This window comes from Rufibacter sediminis, from assembly GCF_014269285.1.
Lineage (GTDB): Bacteria > Bacteroidota > Bacteroidia > Cytophagales > Hymenobacteraceae > Nibribacter > Nibribacter sediminis.
Window position 1 is genome coordinate 196,131 of sequence record NZ_JACOAF010000020.1, and the last position, 18,925, is coordinate 215,055.

Sequence of the window (18,925 nt, forward strand, 5' to 3'; positions counted from 1 at the left end):
TTTTATACAGTAGCGATACTGCAATTTTTCACAAGAACATGGCAAGAAACGAAGATACGCCTCAAGAAGGCAACGACCGCGCACGGGATAATTCTCGCGGCGGCGAAAGAAAAGTATTTGGCAGAGGCACCCGCTTTGACCGCCCAGAAGGCGGTAACCGTGAAGGAGGCTTCCGCAACCGAGAAAGAGATTCAGACAGACCTTCCTCTGGTGACCGCGACCGCTCTGAGAGACCGCGCCGCGAAGATGACCGGGATGGCGATATCAACACCAACCGCGAGAACAGAGAACGCGCGCCCAGAAGAGAGAATGACCGCCGCCCCGGCGATTTCCGTCCGGCCCGTGGCTTTGAGAGACCAGATAGAGGCAATGATCGCCCTGACTTCCGCCCCCGCGGCGAAAATGACCGTTCAGACCGCCGACCAGCCAGAGAAGGCGGGTTCAACCGGGAAGGCAGAGATGATCGCCGAGGCAGTGGTTCTTTCCAGGACCGTCGCGAAGGCAGCAGAGGCCCGGCCCGGGGTGGTGAGGAAAGAGGCGGCGAGCGCCGTTCTTTCGGGAACCGTGACGACCGTGGCGGCGAGCGCCGAGGTACAGACCGTCCGTCTTTCGGCGGAAACAGAGAAGATAACCGCGGTGCCCGTGGTGGTGACCGCCGTGAAGGAGGTTTCCAGAAACCAGGCTTTTCTTCTGACCGCAATGACCGTGGCTTCAACCGCGGCGGCGATGACCGCAGAGAAAGAGGCGGCGACAGAGAAGAACGCACCTTTAACCGGGGCGGAGACCGCCGCGAGGACAGAGGCTTCAACCGCGAGGACAGACGTTCAGATACTCCCCGCGAAAACAGGCCGTTTTCCGGAAATCGGCCCGAAAACGGCACAGACCGTCCGGCCCGCCGAGAAGGTGACCGTCCGTATGACCGCAATGCTCCACGTGAAAACCGGGGCCGCGAAGATCGTTCTTCGTCTTTCCAGAGACGTGATGACCGGCCAGAGCGCGGTACTTCCCGCCCTGACCGCAACGACCGCAACGACCGGAACGACCGCTCCGGCAGAGGTGATAGCAAAGGCTTCAAAGAAGGCCGTTTTGGCCGTTCAGACGAAGAAGTGCAGGAAGCACCTTTCTACAACCTGAAACGCTACGAAGAGCGCCGCAAGAAAAGAGACGATTCCTACGGCAACGAAGACCTGCGCCTGAACCGCTACATCGCCAACGCCGGGATCTGCTCGCGCCGTGAGGCCGATGAGCTCATCGCCGCTGGCGAAATCAAGGTAAACGGACAGGTAGTGACCGAGATGGGCTACAAAGTAGCGCCGACGGATACCGTGCAGTACGGGCGTAAAACCCTGAGCCGCGAGAAAACGGTGTACGTGCTGCTGAACAAACCAAAAGACTTCCTGACTACCACCGATGATCCTGAAGGCCGCAAAACCGTGATGGACCTGGTGAAGAATGCTTCCAAAGAGCGTTTGTTCCCGGTGGGTCGCCTGGACAGAAACACCACCGGTTTGCTGCTGTTCACCAATGACGGTGAACTGGCCCAGAAATTGACGCACCCTTCCAACAAGATCTCCAAAATCTACCAGGTAGAACTGGACAAGCCCATCACGCAAGAGCACGTGAAGCAGATTCAGGAAGGATTGATGCTGGAAGATGGCAAAGCCGAAGTAGATGAAGTGGCGCTTTTAGGGGAGAGCAATAAGTTCCTGGGCATTGAGATTCACATTGGCCGTAACCGCATTGTACGCCGCATTTTTGAACACCTGGGGTACGATGTCGTTACGCTTGACCGGGTGCAATATGCCGGCCTTACCAAAAAGGATCTGCCAAGAGGCAACTGGCGTTTCTTGTCTGAAAAAGAAGTCGTGCGCCTGAAATATTTCATGTAATCTGCCGTTCATAAAATGCTGAATCTGGCGATAGACCGCGGGAACACCCGCATCAAAGCCGGTCTTTTTGAAGACGGGCTTTTGGTGCAGCAATTCACCTGTCCAGACTTTCCCGCTTTGGGAGAGAAACTGGCGGGAGTTCCCCTGCAAAACGCCATCATGTCTTCCGTAAGTCAGGAATCGGCAGAATTGGTGCAGCACATCCCGGTGTCAGGGCAGCGAGTTCTGTTCAATGCCCAGACACCGGTGCCGGTGCAAAATCACTACGGCACGCCGCACACGCTGGGAGTAGACCGCATGGCCGCCGCCGTGGGGGCGCAGCACCTGTTCAAAGACCGGCATTGCCTCATCATAGACGCGGGAACCTGCATTACCTATGACCTGCTGCAAGCCGATGGTACCTTTCAGGGCGGCAGTATTTCCCCGGGAATCACCATGCGGTACCAGGCGGTGCATTCCTTCACCGGAAAGCTACCCTTGCTGGAAGGCTACGAGTTACCGCCCCGGCCCGGCAAAACAACCGCCGATGCCATAAAAGGAGGAATTCTCTACGGCGCAGTGGCCGAGGCAGAAGGCATGATTCAACATTATGAGCGTCAATACAAACCCTTGACGGTTGTTCTGTGCGGCGGTGACGCCCCGTTTTTTGAAAGTACAGTAAAAGCACGCATCTTTGTCATTCCCGAATTGGTTTTAATCGGGTTAAACCGAATACTTGAGTATAATGTATAAGCCTCTCCGCGCACTGTTATTGATTTCTGGTCTCGCAATAGGGTCACAACAACTTCAGGCGCAACAGCTCTCCAACTCTCCTTATTCCCGTTTTGGTGTGGGTGACATGGTGAACGGCACCAGTTCCATCCGTAGTGCGGCCATGGGAGGAGTGGGGGTCGCGAGCGGTAGTGCGGCTCTTATCAATGATATCAACCCTGCGCTGCTTTTCTATAACAACTCCGTGACGTTTGAAGCCGCCGTGGCTTCTGAACTGAAGCGCTTGTCTGACAAAAACACCTCGCAGGTAGACGGTACCGCCAATCTGGGCTATCTCGCCCTGGCCTTGCCTATTAGCCGTAGATGGACCACTTCGCTGGGGTTGCGGCCGTATAGCCGGGTGAACTTCACCACCATCGCTTCCGCGCCGGTAACCGGGGCGGAGAGCACGGTAACCGCCTACAGTGAGTACAGCGGCAGCGGAGGTCTCAACGAGGTCTTCTTTGCCCACGGATTCCGGATCGCTAATGGCTTAACGGCGGGGGTATCTGGGTCTTATCTTTTCGGAACCATTGACCGGCAGGAGTCTACCATTCTGGTAGATAGAGAAGACTCTACCAGCGCGTTGCAGAAAACGTTGATTCACACTACCTCCAGGTATGCTGGCCTTCTTTTCAAAGGAGGAGTTCACTACCGGAAGAAAGTCAGTGACAAGGCCAGCTTAAGTTTTGGAGGTTCTTATACCGCAAAATCGAACTTAAGCACTGACCGCCAGGTAGCCCAGGAACGCCGGTATCTGGATGAGTCGCTTATCTCCGGTATTGTCACCGATAGCCTGGAAGGGCATACCACCGTTCCGCAGATCCTGCAAGTAGGTCTGGCGTATGATAACAACAAGAACTGGACTGTGGGCGCAGATTTTACCCAGACCAAAGGATCAGATTTCAGGGGCTTCAGTTTAGAGAAAGGCGCCGGCCGCCAGGAATTAGGCGACGGGTACCGGATCGGGATAGGGTCAGAGATCACTCCTGATGCCGGATCGGTGAGTTCTTATTTCAAAAGAGTCACTTATCGGTTTGGGGGATACTATGGAAATACCCAGATTAACGCGATTGCCTCTGGCCAGACGGTTCCAAGTGCCCATGATTTGAAAGACATGGCGCTTACCTGGGGTTTCTCGCTTCCTTTGGGAAGAGGAGTTAGACCTCCAGATTATACCCAGGCGCTACTCAATACCAGCTTTACGATTGGGCAACTGAAAGCAGCCGATACCGGCCTGAAAGAACAATACCTGCGGGTGAATGTAGGCGTGACCTTCAACAACCGCTGGTTCATCAAACGTAAGTTCGACTAAGCCCTACCTTCTCTGCGAAAGGCTAGAAAAAGATAACAGATACCAGGCCCCTGCATCTACCTATGATGTTGGGGTCTGGTATCTAACCGTTTAAAGGAATGAGTAATTTGTCTCACGTACTGTTGAAGAAAGCCGGGAACCTCAGAACTCCTCTCTGGCTGCTGTTCCTGCTGGGCACGTTCAGCTGGAGCTGCCAGAACGCAGATGAGAACATTAAACCCATTCAGTACAATGGGCCTTCCTCTGAAACCTACAACCAGGTCACCATTTACAGCGACTCCGCCAAGATGAAGCTGAAACTGAGTGCCCCGGTGGAGCAACAGTTGCAGAACGGAGACATTGTATACTCCAAGGGCATGTACATCACCTTCTACGAAGAAGAAACCCCTACTACCATCATCACCGCCAAGTACGGCCGCTATGACAAAGCCAAAGACCAGTACTTTGCCCGCAACGATGTAGTGGTGAAGAACATCGTCAAGAAAGAGCAGCTGAACACCGAAGAACTTTTCTGGGAGCGGCAGAAACAAACCATCTTCACCGACAAGTTTGTCCGGATTACCAGTGTAGATGAAGTAGTGACCGGCGTGGGCCTCACGGCCAAACAAGATTTCTCTGACTATACCTTAAAGCAGTTCTCCGGTTCTTTCGTCTTAAAGCAATGACCCTAAAACAAACGATCTACATGGCGCTGGCCGTCGCTTTTCTGGTGATTGGCGTGCATCAATCCATTGTGAATGGCGTGGTGGAAAGTTACTGGATCATCATGCTGTCTATTATCTTTCTCATGCTTTTCCGTATGAACAAGGCAAAGCCTTGATTTCCCCAACTGCATGGACCCTGTCTTTCTGTACATAACTGCCGCGGCAGGCTTTCTGCTGCTTTCTGTCTTCAGCGTGGCAGAGGTGGCCATGCGGCACATAGGGCGACCGTACATGCGGTTACAGCTGGCAGAGAACCCAGATTCCGTGCAGGGCTTCTTGCTGTCCCGTGAAAAGCAGGTGTTGGTTTCCACCCAGCTTGGTACCGGCCTTGGCCTTATTTTACTGGGCCTGGGTGCTTTTGGGAGCATCTCTCTTCCGCTGCAATCTTACTTACAGGCAGGAGTAGCTCATCTGCTGGCCGGCATCTTGACGGTGCTCCTCATCGGTGTGCTGTTCCTGGCCATAGGGATGCTGGCTAGCCTGATCTCGCCCATGCGCCTGTTCAGGGGAGTAGCGCCGTTGCTGGCCTTCTTTTTCGTACTCCTCTATCCGCTTACCTTGTTAGCTCAGGTCGTTTTAGGGCAGTTTTCTGAAAAAGAGGACGAAAACGGGGCCGAGGTTCTGTCCAATGCGCTGGCATTTCAGCCGTTTGCCGTAAAGATCCAAAGCCCGGATGAACTGGTGCTCAGCCCTACCAGCGAGGTAGACAGTAAGATCTTCAACAACGCGCTTGAATTCAAGACGGTAAAGGTACGTGAGTGCATGGTGCCCCGCACCGAGATAGATGCCATTGAGCTGGACGAAGGCGTGGAAGTGCTGCGGCAGGCGTTTATTGAGACCGGTCACTCCAAGATTCTCATCTACCAGGACTCACTGGACCATATTCTGGGCTACTGCCATCAGTTCTCGTTGTTCAACAACCCGGCAACGGTAGAGGAGATGCTTACCCCTATGGAAGCGGTGCCCGAGAACATGCTGGCTCGTGAGCTTTTCGTGAAATTCATCACCGAGCATCGCAGCATTGTACTGGTGCTGGACGAGTTTGGTGGCACCTCGGGCATTGTGACCCTGGAAGACGTGATGGAGGAAATTCTAGGTGATATCAACGATGAGTATGACGAGGAAGACCTCCTGGAGCAGGTGATGCCCACGCCCGGGTCTTATCTGTTCAGCGCCCGCCAGGAGATTGATTACCTCAACGAGAAATACAACCTCAACCTGCCCGAGGGCGACTATGAAACTTTAGGCGGTTTTATCTTGTCTGTACTGGAGGAAATACCCTCAGCGGGCGACGTGGTAGTGGTTCCTCCGTTTGAGATCAGGATCCTTTCCATGGATGAGCACCGCATCAATACGGTACATCTTTCTGTAAGGTTAGCCGCTTCAGAAGAATAACCTGCTCTGTAGACACTTATATTTTGATTTTATCACATATTGCGATTATTTTGCATAACGCTTAAAATACGTCAAATACTTACATGGCATTAATTAACAAGATTCGGGAGAAGTCAGGGTTCGCCATTGGCGCAATCGCTATTGGCTTGCTCATTTTCATTGTGTTGGGAGACCTGCTGGGACCAAATTCCCGGTTGTTCGGAAACAAAATGGTGGTAGGAGAAGTGGCCGGGCATGAAGTGTCTGTGCAGGAATTTGAAGCCATGTTTGAAGAGGCGAAGAACAACTACGCCAACCAGTACGGCCGCCAGCCCTCTGAAGCCGAGCTGGCTTCCCTGCGCGAGCAGACCTGGAACCAGTTAGTGTTCAAGTATGCCTTTGAAGACGAGTTTGAGAAAGTAGGTTTGGGCGTTTCCGCCGATGAGCAGGTAGACATGGTACAAGGCCGTAACGTGCACCCTGCCCTGAGACAGATGTTCACTGATCCGCAGACGGGCCAGTTCAACGTAGAGCAGGTAAAGCAGACGTTGCGTAACCTGGGCAGCATGCCTCCGGAGCAACAAGCCGCCTGGCGTAAATACGAAGCAGATTTGGCTACTGATCGCCTTCGTAACAAATACTACAACCTGTTCACGTTCTCTAACTACGTGACCACCGAGGAAGCCAAGCGTTTCAACGCTGAGCAAAATACCAAAGCCAACATCAAGTCGTTGTTCGTGCCTTACTTCAGCATCGCTGACTCAGCCGTGAAAGTAACCGACGACCAACTGAGCGAGTACCTGAACAACAACAAAAAGAAATTTGAGGTAGAAGAAGGCCGTTCCATCACGTACGTAACCGTGCCCGTAGCTGCCTCCAAAGAAGACAGCGCCGACTACAGCACAGAAACCGCTGAACTGGCCGCTCGTTTCGCTACGACTGAGAACGACTCCCTGTTTGTGAAAGCCGAGTCAGAAACGCCGTTCAACCCGGCGTACGTGCCGGCTAACGAACTGCCCGAAGAACTGAAAACCCAGACCTTGGAGAAAGGCAAGCTGTACGGTCCTTTCACCCAGAACGGAGCTTTCAGCCTGTACAAGATCATGGACGTGAAAGACGGCGGAAAAGCTTCTGTTCGTGCCAGCCACATCCTGATCAAGCCAGACAACACCACGCCAGAAGCCAAAGCCGCCGCGAAAGCCAAAGCTCAAGGCATCTTAAACCAAATCAAAGGTGGAGCGAACTTCGCGCAGTTGGCTGCCCAGCACGGTACCGATGGAACTGCCTCGCAAGGCGGTGACTTAGGATGGTTCACTGAAGGACGCATGGTGCCTTCTTTTGAGAAAGCAGTATTCGCTGCCCCTGGTGCCGGTTTATTGCCTAACCTGGTAGAAACAGATTACGGCTACCACATCGTGAAAATCACCGAGCCTAAAACTACCAGAACCTATCAGGTAGCGCAGGTGAGCCGCGCCTTGACGCCAAGCGACAATTCCCGCGAATTCGCTTTCGGCCGCGCCGGTGCCATTGCCGCCAACAGCTCAGACCTGGAGTCCTTCAACAAGGCCGTAGCCGAAGAGAAAGGCGTGATGAAAGCCGAGGCTAGAAACATCACCACCGCTGACCGCTCTGTAAACAACCTGCAGAACGCGCGTGAGTTAGTACGTTGGGCCTTCTCTGATGACACCAAAGTAGGTGCGGTTTCTCCGGTAATCACCATGGATGACCAGTACGTAGTAGCCGTGTTAACCGGCAAGCGTGAGAAAGGCACCGCCAAAGTAGCCGATGTGCGCGATGAACTGACTGCACTGGTACGCAATGAATTGAAAGCAAAGCAAATCAAAGAGAAGTTAGCTTCTGCTTCTGGCTCTTTAGAGCAGATTGCCGCTAAATACGGTCCAGATGCCATTGTTCGTCCGGCCAATGATGTCACTTTAGGTGCCGCTAACATCCCGGGCTTAGGTCTGGAGCCGGTAGTGGTAGGAAAAACCCTGGGTCTGAAGCCTGGCCAGCGTACCGCTCCTATTGACGGAGAAGGTGGCGTGGTAATCGCAGAGTTGGTAAGCCTGAACCCAGCGCCTCCGATAGCCGATGTTGCTTCTGTGAAGCAGCAGTTGCAAGGTACCCGCGCGGGTCGTGTGCAAGGTGCCCTGTATGAGGCTGTGCGTAAGAACGCCAAGATTGAAGATAACCGGGTACGGTTCTTCTAAGAGCAGTTAACCCGTAGATATTGCAAAGAGCCGCGCCACCCAGCGCGGCTCTTTGCTTTTAAGCCAATTCCGTTTAGGGGTTGTTTTTCTTAAAACGGCACTAAAACAGTATATTGAACAGGCGTAGAATACGTTAAGGGAGAATATAGCTGGAGAATACCATGAAGAGAACGTTATTGTTGACTTGGCTACTGACCATCGGGTGTCTGGGCATGGTGCCGCAGAGCAGCGCCCAGGGCATTCCGGAGCAGATGGCCCTAGCCAAAGAATACCTGCGCCAGAACGACTACGCCAAGGCCGAAGCCCTGTTCAGCAAACTGGTGGAGCAGGAGGTGCAGTTTGGCCTGGTGTATCCAGATTACCTTAAAACCCTGCTGGGCCTGCGCAACTACAAAGAGGCCGATAAACTGGTGAAGCGGGCGCAGAAGAAATACCCAGACGTGCCCGCCTACGCCATAGATGAGGGCCGCGTGTTGCAAGCCTCCGGGAACACAGCCGCCGCAGAAAAGAAATGGGCCCAGGTGGTGCAGACCACCACGCCAGAGAACGTGTATGGCGTGGCCACCTCGTTCCAGCAGGCCGATATGTTGCCTTACGCCGAGCAGGCGTACCTCCGAGCCCGGCAGCTCAGCGGCAGCGAGAAAACGTTTGCCCCGCAGTTACTCCAGTTATATGCGTATCAGCGCAAATCAGACCTGCTGGTAGACGAAGTGCTGCGCCAGGTGAAAAACAATGCCGTGCCGCTCACGTACGCCCAGAACTTGCTGCAGAACACCCTTCGGGACGAAGAATCCCTTACCCTGCTGGAGCAGCGCCTCATGACCGCCGTACAGGCCGAACCAGAAGCCACTCCCGTGCAGGAACTGCTGATCTGGACGCTGCTGCAACGCAAAGACTTCGGGCCGGCCCTCATGCAGACCCGTGCCCTGGACCGCCGCACACAGGGCGGAGGGGCCCGCGTCCTTTCGCTCGCTGATATCAGCCTGCGCAACAAAGACTACGCCACCGCCATTGAAGGCTATACCTACGTGATGGAACAGTACCGCACCGGCGAGCTGTGCCCCATCGCGCGGCAGCGCATCATACAGGCCCGCGAAGAGCAGGTGAAGAACACCTTTCCGCTGGACAAGGAGAAGATCAAGCTGCTGGCGCAGGAGTACGAAACGCTGTTGCAGGAACTGGGTCGCAATGACCGCACCGCCGAAGTCATCAAAGAACTGGGCGAACTGCAGGCCTTCTATCTGGATGCCCAACCCGCCGCCGTGAAAAACCTGCAGGAAGTAATTGCCATGCCGCGGGCGAAAGCCAACGTGGTTGCCGAGGCCAAGCTGATTCTGGCCGATGTGTATTTGCTGCGCGGCGAGCCCTGGGAAAGTACGCTGCTCTACAGCCAGGTGGAGAAAACGCACAAAGAGCAGCCGCTGGGTTACGAGGCCAAACTCCGCAACGCCCGCCTCAGCTACTACAAAGGCGATTTCGAGCTGGCGCAAAGTCACCTGGATATCCTGAAGCTGGCTACCAGCCGCGAGATCGCGAACGATGCCCTAGACCTGAGTTTGCTCATCATTGACAACACCGGCATGGATACCTCGGCGGCAGCCCTGAAGGAGTACGCCGCCATTGACTTTCTGGTATTTCAGCACAAGTACCCCGAAGCCCTGGCCGCCTTGGACCAACTGCTCACCAAGTATCCCGGCCACAGCCTCACCGATGAAATCTATTTCCAGAAAGCCGAGCTACAGCAGCAGATGGGCCAGTTTGCCGAGGCCGCCCAGAACCTGCAGCGCATCATTGACAACCCCAAATACGACATCCTCTCAGACGATGCCCTGTTCCTTTTGGCCAAACTAAACGAGGAAAACCTGAAGCAGCCCGAAAAAGCCCAGGAGCTCTACAACCAGTTGCTGGTGAAACACCCCGGCAGCGTGTTCGTGGCCGAAGCCCGCAAACGCCTCCGCAAGTTAAGGGGTGATAAGGTGTAAGTGGCGTTTTGAAGCCGATTTTCAGAAAAGAGCCCTAAAGCGAAGAGAAAGTCTGTGCAATGGGAAGAGCGTAAGAGCGAGGCTTATTCTTTCACCTCTATCTCGGGGTTCACCTCCTGCAAGGCCCGCAGAAACGATTCTTTCTCCGCCGGCGACAGGTAAATCTGGTCCCAGCGGTTGAAGTGAATGACCATGCCCTGTAAGCCCAACGCTGGTCGGAAACCCGACCAGAGGTAATGATTCTGTTGCACTCCTTTGATTTGCCGAATAGGGATGTTGCCGTGCAGCGGTCCGCACCTGAAATGCAGCGTCTCGCCGGAGATTCGGTAGTAGGTGGCAAACCACATCCAGAGCAGCAGTCCGCTGATCAGCAGGCAGAAAAGCCCAAGGGCGATCTTCCCCGCGAGCGGCATGGAGCTTTGCAGTTCCTGCACCAAGACCACGGTAAGTAACACGGTGGTGCCCCAAATGGCCAAAGTGCTCACCCAGCTTTTGGAAGAAGGAAACGTAGGAGAAACCATCGCTTTGTCTGTTGATCTTCATCAAGATAGCGAAAGGAAGCATCGTTTCTATACCAGTTTTACGGGTATTTTCGGTAAAAGGGCCCCAAAACTCAATCTCGGAAGAAAATAAACAGGATGGCCAGGAACAGAAAGAAAGACAGGTACATGAGGCCGTCAACCAGGCCGTAGTCTTTGTATTTGTGGTAAATCGCTTTTAATCTTTTCACGGGAATAACGCTGGTATAAAGGATCTGCGGGTTAAAAACACCCAAGTGGCAAAAGGAGTGCCCGGTTCTCTCTCAGATTTCGTATTTTTGTGACCTCATTTCACAGACCAAGCCGCAGCAACAGCCGATGCAGAAACGATGGGTAGTAAAGGACGCGCCGGACGCCGCAAAAGTACAGAATATTGCCAATAGCCTGAACATAGGGCATGCATTGGCGTCTATCCTTTGCCAGCGCGACATTTGCACCTTTGACGAGGCCAAATACTTCTTCCGGCCGTCTTTGGATAACCTGCATGACCCGTTCCTGCTCAAGGACATGGACAAGGCCGTGAACCGGTTAGTCGATGCCCTGCACCGCCAGGAGCGCATCCTGATCTACGGCGATTACGATGTGGACGGCACCACCTCGGTGGCCTTGGTCTACGGTTTCCTGCAGCCATATTTCCAGGACCGGATTGAGTACTACATCCCAGACCGCTACTCAGAGGGCTACGGCGTCTCGTTCCAGGGCATTGACTGGGCGCAGGAGAATGGCTACAGCCTCATCATCTCCCTGGACTGCGGCGTGAAATCCATTGACAAGATCGCGTACGCCACTACCAAAGGCATTGACTTCATCATCTGCGACCACCATTTACCCGATGAAGAGTTGCCCCAGGCCGTGGCCGTGCTGGACGCCAAACGCGCCGATTGCCCGTACCCGTACAAAGAACTGGCCGGCTGCGGCGTGGGCTTCAAGTTCATGCAGGCGTTCTGCCAACAGCAAGGCTTTGACGAAGAACCACTGTTCCAGCTTCTGGATCTGGTAGTGGTGAGCATCGCCGCCGATATTGTGCCCATCACCGGCGAGAACCGCATTCTGGCTTACCACGGGTTACAACGTTTGAACAACGGCGTGCTGCGTCCGGGTTTGCAGGCCTTGAAGGAACTGGCCGAACTGCGCAGCGAACTGGACATCACCCAGATTGTTTTCGGGTTTGCGCCGCGTATCAACGCCGCCGGCCGCATGGGTGATGCCAAACGGTCCGTGGCCATGCTGCTGGCCAAAACCAAGGAAGAAGCCTTTGACAAGGTGCAAAAAATCAACGTCTCCAACTCAGAGCGCCGCGGCCACGACACCAGCATCACTAAGGAGGCCTTGCAGATGATTGAAGACGATGACTTCCTGCGCAACGCCTGCTCCACGGTCTTGTACAAAGAGAGCTGGCACAAAGGCGTGGTGGGCATTGTGGCCTCGCGCTGCATCGAGAAATACTACCGCCCCACCATTATCCTGACGGAGTCCAACGGAAAGGCTACCGGCTCGGCGCGCTCCGTGCATGGTTTTGACGTACACCAGGCCATTCTGGCCTGTTCTGACCTGCTGGATCAGTTTGGTGGGCACATGTACGCCGCCGGGCTCACGCTGCCCGTGGAGAACGTGCCAGCGTTTCGGGAGCGTTTTGAGCAAATCGTGGCCGAAACCATTCTGGAGGAGCAGCGGGTGCCCATGGTAGAGATTGACATGCCTCTGGAGCTGCACCAGATCAACCAGAAGTTCTTCAATATCTTAAAGCAGATGGAGCCGTTCGGCCCCGGCAACATGGCACCCGTCTTCATGAGCACCTGCGTGTATGACACCGGCTCGGCCCGCGTGGTAGGAGACGCGCACCTCAAGCTTCGGCTCACCCAAGACGGCGAAACCTTCTTTGACGCCATCGCCTTCGGCATGGCCGAATACTACCCACGCATCCAGAAAGGCATCCCCTTTGATGTCTGCTATTGCATTGAGGAAAACGTTTTCCGGGGAAATGTGACCTTGCAGCTCCGCATCAAAGACATCCGCTTTGCTTAAATCCCAGAACGGTTTATATATTGCTTTTTGAGATGTAGGCGTAATCCCTTGTGGTGGCCCTTTTCCGTTCCCATGTCTTCTCCCACTAGGACGCGGATTTACTTCCGAGCCTTTTTCTTCTCCATATTCCTCTATGGCGCGGAAGTTCCTTCCGTGCCTTTCCTTATTTCCGAGCTATTACTCCGCCCGCCGTTGTTGGTGTTCTCACCAACAACCTCTACTGCCGCTCCGGTTAGCTATCCGTCATTACTCTCCACTTCTTTGTTGCCAAGCCTTGTGGCTGCAGACGCGGTCTGCCCGCGTTTGTCACTTTTCTCCTGGATGAGAAAAGTAACCAAAAGAATCATGAAGAAAAGAAACTCGCTGACGCTCAGACAGTCTTTTCTTCACTAAAAGGTACCACCTGGTGAAAGCCTTCTGTTTCATAGCCCGCGTAAGCCGTTGCTGCTGGCGACGTTCTTGCCTGCGCTGTAAAGGCTTGGGAACCGTTGCAATACCTTTATCGTCCTGCGGACGGGGGAGAGAGCGTGGGGGAGGAGAATAGTTTATGGGAGAGTTCCCCTCCTTGGAGGGCTAGGGGTGGGTTGTCGTTTCAGGGCCATTTTCTTAAAAACAGGTCATAATCAGCATTAACCGGGGAGAAGTTCGCATGTGAAAGGCAGATCGTGTATTTTTAGACTTCCTTACACTACCTAACTTCTCCCTTATCATGAAACCCAGAATCCTTTTGGCGGGGCTCTTGCTGAGTGCAGGCGCATTCACGGCGCAGGCGCAGGCGCCCGCCAAGAAAGTGTTAACCCATGATGTGTACGACTCATGGAAAAGCGTGGAGGCAGACTCGCTTTCCAACGACGGGAAATACCTGCTCTATGCCGTGAATCCGCAGGAAGGCGACGGCGTGCTGCACCTGCGGGATCTGGCCCAGAACTCCGGCAAGACTTTTCCGCGCGGCTACCGCAGTGCCTTCACCACAGACAGCCGGTTTGCGATTTTCCAGGTGAAACCTACCTATGCCACTACCCGCCAGGCCAAGCTGAAGAAGAAAAAGCCCGAGGAAATGCCCAAAGACTCCCTGGCGATTCTGGATCTGAGCAAAGGCAGCGCCCAGTACGTGGCACGGGTGAAATCCTATAAACTGCCCAAGCAAAGCGGCGAGTGGCTGGCCTACCACTTAGAGGCTCAACTGGCTACCAAAGCGGCCAAAGACACCAGTAAGACGAAAACTGCTACTCCGGCTCCAGCCGCGACCAAGAGCCCGGCCAGAGCCACGGGTGCAGGCGCGGGTAAGAAAGAAGAGGCCACGGAGCTGGTGCTACGCCATTTACCCACTGGGCAGGAGTACCGTTTTGACCGCGTCACCGATTTCCTGTTCTCAGACAAAGGCAACCGCCTGTTCTTCGTGAAAGCCGCGAAAGACTCATTGAGCAAAGGTGGCGTGTTCGCCTTTAACACCGCTTCGCGTAAAACCATGCCGCTAGACAGCGGGCGCGTGACCTACAAAAACCTGGTGTCTGACAAAGACGGGGAGCAACTGGCCTTCGTGTCCAGCAAAGACAGCACGGGCAAAGACCTTCGGTACTTCCAGTTACAGCACTGGACCGCCAAAGACAACCGCGCGCGCATCATCGCCGATACCGCTTACAAGGGCATGCCGGCGAAATGGATGGTGAGCGAGCACGCACAGCTGGGCTTCTCCGAGAAAGGTGACCGCCTGTTTTTTGGGACGTTTCCCAGACCAACCCAATACGAGAAAGACACGACCAAACTAGACGAGGACAAAGTGAGCCTGGATGTCTGGACCTACCGTGATCCGCTCATCCAACCCATGCAGCTGAAGCAGTTGGAGCGGGAGCAGAAGCGCTCGTTCTTGGCGGTATATGACCTGAAAGTCAAGAAAATGGTGCAGCTGGCTACCCTGGAGATTCCGGATGTGGCCCTGAACCCCAGCCGCAACGCCGATGTGGCCGTGGGAAGCAGCAACGTGAACTACCTGTTAAGCGTGGGGTATGACACGCCTTCGCGGCAGGATACCTGGCTGATTGACGTGAAGGACGGTAGCCGGAAATTGGCCGTGAAAGACACCCGCGGCACCCCTCGGCTTTCGCCCGCCGGGAAATACCTGTACTGGTATGAGCCCTCAGACAGCACCTGGAAAACGATGTCCGTGAAAGCCTCCACTCCCGTGAACCTGACCAAAAAGCTGAAAGTCGCCTTTTACGATGAGCAGAATGATATGCCCACGCTTCCGGATGATTACGGCTTAACCGGCTGGACCAAAGATGACCAATACCTGCTGGTGAATGACCGCTACGACATCTGGCGCCTGGACCCCGCCGGAAAAGCCGCGGCGGTGAACATCACCGATGGCTACGGCCGCCAGAACAACCTGCAGTTCCGTTACCTGAGCCTGGACCCGAGTTTGCGGGTAGTTCCGGTAGACGATAAACTGTTGCTGCGCACCCTGAACCTCAAGACCAAAGACGCCGGTTTCTACACCGATTACGTGACCAAAACCGGAACCCCGCAGAAAATCACGATGGAGCCGTATAGCTTCGTAAGCGTTAGAAAAGCCAAGAACAGCGATCGCCTCGTGTTCCGGAAAGCCAGCTTCAAGGAGTATTCTGATCTGTGGGTCACCAACACCAACTTCACTACGCCGCAGAAAATCAGCAACGCCAACCCGCAGCAGAGCGAGTACCTGTGGGGCAGCGTGGAACTGGTGGACTGGCGCTCAGATGACGGGGTTCCGCTGGAAGGACTGCTGTTTAAGCCAGAGAACTTCGATCCGAAGAAAAAATACCCCATGCTGGTGTATTTCTATGAGCGCAACGCCGAGACGCTGCACAACTACCGCGCTCCGGCTCCCAGCGCCTCTACCATCAACATTCCGTTGTTCGTGAGTCAGGGCTACCTGGTGTTTGTCCCGGACATCATCTACAAAGACGGCTATCCCGGCGAGAGCGCGTATCACAGCATTATTCCGGGCGTGCAGAGCCTGGTAGCGAAAGGATTTGTGGACGAGAAGAACATGGCCATACAGGGGCAAAGCTGGGGCGGGTACCAGGTGGCTTACCTGGTGACGCGCACCAATATGTTCAAAGCCGCCATGGCCGGAGCGCCTGTGAGCAACATGACCAGCGCCTACGGCGGAATCCGGTGGGAGAGCGGCATGAGCCGTCAGTTCCAGTATGAGCGCACCCAGAGCCGCATTGGCGGTACCCTGTGGGAGAAGCCCATGCAGTACATCGAGAACTCCCCGTTGTTCTTCGCGCCCAAGGTAGAAACCCCGCTGATGATGATGGCCAACGACAATGACGGTGCCGTTCCGTGGTACCAGGGCATTGAGATGTTCATGGCGCTGCGCCGTTTAAACAAGCCGGTCTGGCTGTTGGTGTACAACGGCGAGGCCCACAACCTCATGCAGCGCAAGAACCGCAAAGACCTCTCGGTGCGCATGTCGCAGTTCTTTGATCATTACCTGAAAGGAGCCCCGGAACCTACCTGGATGAAGAAAGGCGTTCCTAGCCTGGTGAAAGGCAAGGAATACGGTCTGGAGCTGATTGAGGAACCCGCTATTGCCACGCCCACGCCGGGCCAACAACCGGCTCCCGCCACCGCTACCCCGCCCGCTACTATCAAGTAGTCGTTTTATTCCTCTTTTCGGAAAAGGGCCCAAAAATGCCCAGTCTCTTTAACCAAGGGGCTGGGCGTTTTTTATGGAGAGAACTCAAGTTTGCATGGGCCGCCGTAGCGGAAGAGGCAACTTTCCGGGGGAGAGTTCGGTACAGAAGCGGAGAAAAGAATCGGATATGCAACCTACCTCCTCAGAAGATAAAAACATAGGTGCCTTGGTCGTGGGCAGCCTGAACCGGAATGCTTCCATTAAGAACATCTTTGGCGAACCCATAGAAACGCAGGGCAAAACCATTATTCCGGTGGCGCAGCTGGCGTTAGGATTAGGCGGAGGTTTTGGGCAAGGCGCGAAGAACGCCCATGAACCAGAATCCGCCGAAGGCGAAGGCTTCGGGGCCGGAGCGGGCTTATACACCATCCCCAAAGGGGTGTTTGAGATTACGGAGAAGAAAACCAGATTTATTCCGGTAGTGTCGCCCCAGACGTTTCTCCTGGGAACGGCTGTGGGTTTGGCCATAGGCTGGCTTCTGGCGAAGCGAAGAAAGTAACCTGCGCAAGCCAGGACTTATGCGGTAGCTTAGGTCAGATCAAGGCTGGTCTTGTTCTCTGTTTTAGGCCTGTTTTCTGGAAAAGAGCGGAAAAACTACTTCGTCTGGGCGATTACCTCATTGGACGCAGGCAACGTGGCCGGAACGCAGTAGGCGCTCAAGGCTTCTAAATCGCCGTAGAACCAGTTCACGTCTACCTGGGCGTCAATGCCTTTTACGGTGCCTTTTTCAGAATACTGCCAGAAAGCCATCTTGTCGTTGGCGTGGGTAGAAGGCTCTACGTTCTGGTAACGGGCAATCCAGAAGTTATATCCCGGGAAATGGCCCCGCAGTTTGCGGTCATAGAAAGCCTGATAGGTGTAGATGATGGGTTTCACGCCGTAATGCTTCTCAATGCCGCTAAGCCAGCGACGGATGTCACTGCGGATCTGCGCATCCGGGAGATCTGGGGCGAACGTCTCCACATCCAGCACCGGAGCCAGATCGCCGGGCTCCAGGGAAACCGTATTGATGAAGTGCTCCAGTTGCTTGTCAACGCTTACCCAGGGCAAAAAGTAATGGTATGCGCCGCGTTTGATGCCCTGCTGGCGGCTGTGCTCCCAGTTGCGGGCAAAATAAGGATCTCTCAGGAAATCGCCTTCGGTGGCTTTGATGAACGCGAAGTTGATGTTGGACTCCTTCACATGTTTCCAGTCTACCTCTTTCTGGTACCGGGACACATCAATGCCATGCAGGAAAGCAGAAGGGCTAGAGCCGGCACTCAGCAAGGCTACACAGAAAGTACATAAGGCAGCCGCCACTCCTGAGCGACGGACCGCTTTCCTCAACACGGAAAACATAGCAGGGAAACGCATGGGTGAAAAAGTAGTAAAAGGTACAGCTATTAGACAGCATCCGCAAGCAATCTCCCTAGAGATCAATCACTTTGTTTGAAAATTTATACTTGCGTCTATAACCTTACCCGCGGCATGTACGTAGCCGAAGCTCTTTTGCGTTACCATACCACATCTGCGGTTTATTCCTTAATTTTAAGGCAATGATTTTACGTTCTGAAAACCTGTTCAAAAAATACAAGTCTCGCACGGTTGTAAACGATGTGAGCGTGGAGGTAAACCAAGGCGAGATTGTAGGGCTGCTGGGGCCCAACGGGGCCGGCAAGACCACTTCTTTCTACATGATTGTGGGGCTGGTGAAACCCAATTCCGGGCGTATTTACCTGGACCAGGAAGACATCACCGAACTGCCCATGTACCGGCGGGCCAAGAAAGGCGTAGGCTATCTGGCGCAGGAAGCATCGGTGTTCCGGGACCTGACCGTGGAGGAGAACATCATGTCTGTGCTGGAGATGACGGATAAATCCAAGCAGGAGCGCCGCGAGAAGGTGGAGGAACTGCTGGAGGAATTCTCGCTCACGCACGTGCGCAAAAACAAGGGGGTGGTGCTCTCCGGGGGCGAACGCCGCCGTACCGAGATTGCCCGTGCCCTGGCCGTAGACCCGTCGTTTGTGCTCCTGGATGAGCCTTTTGCCGGGGTAGACCCCATTGCGGTAGAGGAAATCCAGACCATTGTGGCCAAGCTCAAGACCAAGAACATCGGGATCCTCATCACCGACCACAACGTAAACGAAACCCTTTCCATCGTAGACCGCGCCTACCTGCTGTTTGAGGGCAAAATCCTGAAAGCCGGCACCGCCGAAGAACTCGCCGCCGATGAACAGGTGCGCCGCGTGTACCTGGGCAAGCACTTCGAGCTGAAGCGGAAAGTTTAGTTGATTGTTAGTTATTCTAAGAACTACACTTTCTTTTGTCATCCTGAAAGGACCTTGTGGGCCAGCTGTAAAAGCGGGTGACAAAAGGGAAGGCGTTTTTCCATAGCTGACGGCTCTCTTGTTCGCCCACAAGATCCTTTCAGGATGACAAGGGGGAGAAGGAAAGGACGTTTATAGAAGGTTAACTG

The 18,925-nt window shown here is 54.4% G+C and carries 14 protein-coding genes; 12 read left to right on the forward strand and 2 right to left on the reverse strand.

What is annotated here, in order from left to right:
* The first annotated feature begins 38 nt into the window (after positions 1 to 38).
* The 8 genes from H7U12_RS07525 to H7U12_RS07560 all read left to right on the forward strand — a co-directional run bounded on the left by H7U12_RS07525 (position 39) and on the right by H7U12_RS07560 (position 10,224).
* On the forward strand, positions 39 to 1,889 hold the full coding sequence (locus tag H7U12_RS07525) for a pseudouridine synthase (protein WP_186635373.1): 1,851 nt from the start codon (positions 39 to 41) through the stop codon (positions 1,887 to 1,889).
* Positions 1,890 to 1,904: 15 nt separating this feature from the next.
* Positions 1,905 to 2,621, forward strand: coding sequence for a type III pantothenate kinase (locus H7U12_RS07530; RefSeq protein ID WP_186635377.1), 717 nt, complete (start codon positions 1,905 to 1,907; stop codon positions 2,619 to 2,621).
* Complete coding sequence (locus H7U12_RS07535; protein WP_186635380.1) at positions 2,614 to 3,954, forward strand: hypothetical protein; 1,341 nt, start codon at positions 2,614 to 2,616, stop codon at positions 3,952 to 3,954. The genes H7U12_RS07530 and H7U12_RS07535 overlap by 8 nt, the downstream gene beginning before the upstream one ends.
* Before the next feature lie 98 nt (positions 3,955 to 4,052).
* Entirely contained in the window at positions 4,053 to 4,619 is a 567-nt protein-coding gene (gene lptC, locus H7U12_RS07540) for an LPS export ABC transporter periplasmic protein LptC (RefSeq protein ID WP_186635383.1), read from the forward strand.
* On the forward strand, positions 4,616 to 4,774 hold the full coding sequence (locus H7U12_RS07545; RefSeq protein WP_186635385.1) for a hypothetical protein: 159 nt from the start codon (positions 4,616 to 4,618) through the stop codon (positions 4,772 to 4,774). Before lptC ends, H7U12_RS07545 begins: the two co-directional genes overlap by 4 nt.
* A 13-nt stretch (positions 4,775 to 4,787) precedes the next feature.
* On the forward strand, positions 4,788 to 6,053 hold the full coding sequence (locus H7U12_RS07550) for a hemolysin family protein (protein WP_186635388.1): 1,266 nt from the start codon (positions 4,788 to 4,790) through the stop codon (positions 6,051 to 6,053).
* A gap of 83 nt (positions 6,054 to 6,136) precedes the next feature.
* Positions 6,137 to 8,242 (forward strand): peptidylprolyl isomerase, encoded by a 2,106-nt coding sequence (locus H7U12_RS07555; RefSeq protein ID WP_186635392.1) that lies wholly within the window; start codon positions 6,137 to 6,139, stop codon positions 8,240 to 8,242.
* A gap of 161 nt (positions 8,243 to 8,403) precedes the next feature.
* Positions 8,404 to 10,224: a tetratricopeptide repeat protein gene (locus H7U12_RS07560; protein WP_186635395.1), complete on the forward strand. Its 1,821-nt coding sequence runs from the start codon at positions 8,404 to 8,406 to the stop codon at positions 10,222 to 10,224.
* A gap of 83 nt (positions 10,225 to 10,307) precedes the next feature.
* On the opposite strand, the gene H7U12_RS07565 is transcribed toward H7U12_RS07560, so the two are convergent.
* Entirely contained in the window at positions 10,308 to 10,745 is a 438-nt protein-coding gene (locus H7U12_RS07565; protein ID WP_186635398.1) for a PH domain-containing protein, read from the reverse strand.
* Positions 10,746 to 11,081: 336 nt separating this feature from the next.
* On the opposite strand from H7U12_RS07565, the gene recJ reads away from it, so the two are divergent.
* From recJ to H7U12_RS07580, 3 genes are all read left to right on the forward strand, one after another.
* Positions 11,082 to 12,788, forward strand: a complete 1,707-nt coding sequence (gene recJ, locus H7U12_RS07570; RefSeq protein ID WP_186635401.1) for a single-stranded-DNA-specific exonuclease RecJ — start codon at positions 11,082 to 11,084, stop codon at positions 12,786 to 12,788.
* Positions 12,789 to 13,497: 709 nt separating this feature from the next.
* Positions 13,498 to 16,431 carry a S9 family peptidase gene (locus H7U12_RS07575; protein WP_186635404.1) on the forward strand — a complete coding sequence of 978 codons (2,934 nt, stop codon included), beginning with the start codon at positions 13,498 to 13,500 and terminating at the stop codon, positions 16,429 to 16,431.
* A gap of 166 nt (positions 16,432 to 16,597) precedes the next feature.
* Positions 16,598 to 16,969, forward strand: a complete 372-nt coding sequence (locus tag H7U12_RS07580; protein WP_186635407.1) for a spore germination protein GerW family protein — start codon at positions 16,598 to 16,600, stop codon at positions 16,967 to 16,969.
* A 95-nt stretch (positions 16,970 to 17,064) separates the two neighbouring features.
* Here H7U12_RS07580 and H7U12_RS07585 read toward each other — a convergent pair whose 3' ends face one another.
* Entirely contained in the window at positions 17,065 to 17,823 is a 759-nt protein-coding gene (locus H7U12_RS07585) for a glycoside hydrolase family 25 protein (protein WP_186635410.1), read from the reverse strand.
* A gap of 182 nt (positions 17,824 to 18,005) precedes the next feature.
* On the opposite strand from H7U12_RS07585, the gene lptB reads away from it, so the two are divergent.
* Positions 18,006 to 18,737, forward strand: a complete 732-nt coding sequence (gene lptB / locus H7U12_RS07590) for an LPS export ABC transporter ATP-binding protein (protein ID WP_186635413.1) — start codon at positions 18,006 to 18,008, stop codon at positions 18,735 to 18,737.
* The last annotated feature ends 188 nt before the right edge of the window (positions 18,738 to 18,925 follow it).

Coding starts and splice junctions, on each gene's coding strand:
- H7U12_RS07525 (WP_186635373.1), top strand. CDS start 39: ATGGCAAGAAACGAAGATACGCCTCAAGAAGGCAACGACCGCGCACGG.
- H7U12_RS07530 (WP_186635377.1), top strand. CDS start 1,905: ATGCTGAATCTGGCGATAGACCGCGGGAACACCCGCATCAAAGCCGGT.
- H7U12_RS07535 (WP_186635380.1), top strand. CDS start 2,614: ATGTATAAGCCTCTCCGCGCACTGTTATTGATTTCTGGTCTCGCAATA.
- lptC (WP_186635383.1), top strand. CDS start 4,053: ATGAGTAATTTGTCTCACGTACTGTTGAAGAAAGCCGGGAACCTCAGA.
- H7U12_RS07545 (WP_186635385.1), top strand. CDS start 4,616: ATGACCCTAAAACAAACGATCTACATGGCGCTGGCCGTCGCTTTTCTG.
- H7U12_RS07550 (WP_186635388.1), top strand. CDS start 4,788: ATGGACCCTGTCTTTCTGTACATAACTGCCGCGGCAGGCTTTCTGCTG.
- H7U12_RS07555 (WP_186635392.1), top strand. CDS start 6,137: ATGGCATTAATTAACAAGATTCGGGAGAAGTCAGGGTTCGCCATTGGC.
- H7U12_RS07560 (WP_186635395.1), top strand. CDS start 8,404: ATGAAGAGAACGTTATTGTTGACTTGGCTACTGACCATCGGGTGTCTG.
- H7U12_RS07565 (WP_186635398.1), bottom strand. CDS start 10,745: ATGGTTTCTCCTACGTTTCCTTCTTCCAAAAGCTGGGTGAGCACTTTG.
- recJ (WP_186635401.1), top strand. CDS start 11,082: ATGCAGAAACGATGGGTAGTAAAGGACGCGCCGGACGCCGCAAAAGTA.
- H7U12_RS07575 (WP_186635404.1), top strand. CDS start 13,498: ATGAAACCCAGAATCCTTTTGGCGGGGCTCTTGCTGAGTGCAGGCGCA.
- H7U12_RS07580 (WP_186635407.1), top strand. CDS start 16,598: ATGCAACCTACCTCCTCAGAAGATAAAAACATAGGTGCCTTGGTCGTG.
- H7U12_RS07585 (WP_186635410.1), bottom strand. CDS start 17,823: ATGCGTTTCCCTGCTATGTTTTCCGTGTTGAGGAAAGCGGTCCGTCGC.
- lptB (WP_186635413.1), top strand. CDS start 18,006: ATGATTTTACGTTCTGAAAACCTGTTCAAAAAATACAAGTCTCGCACG.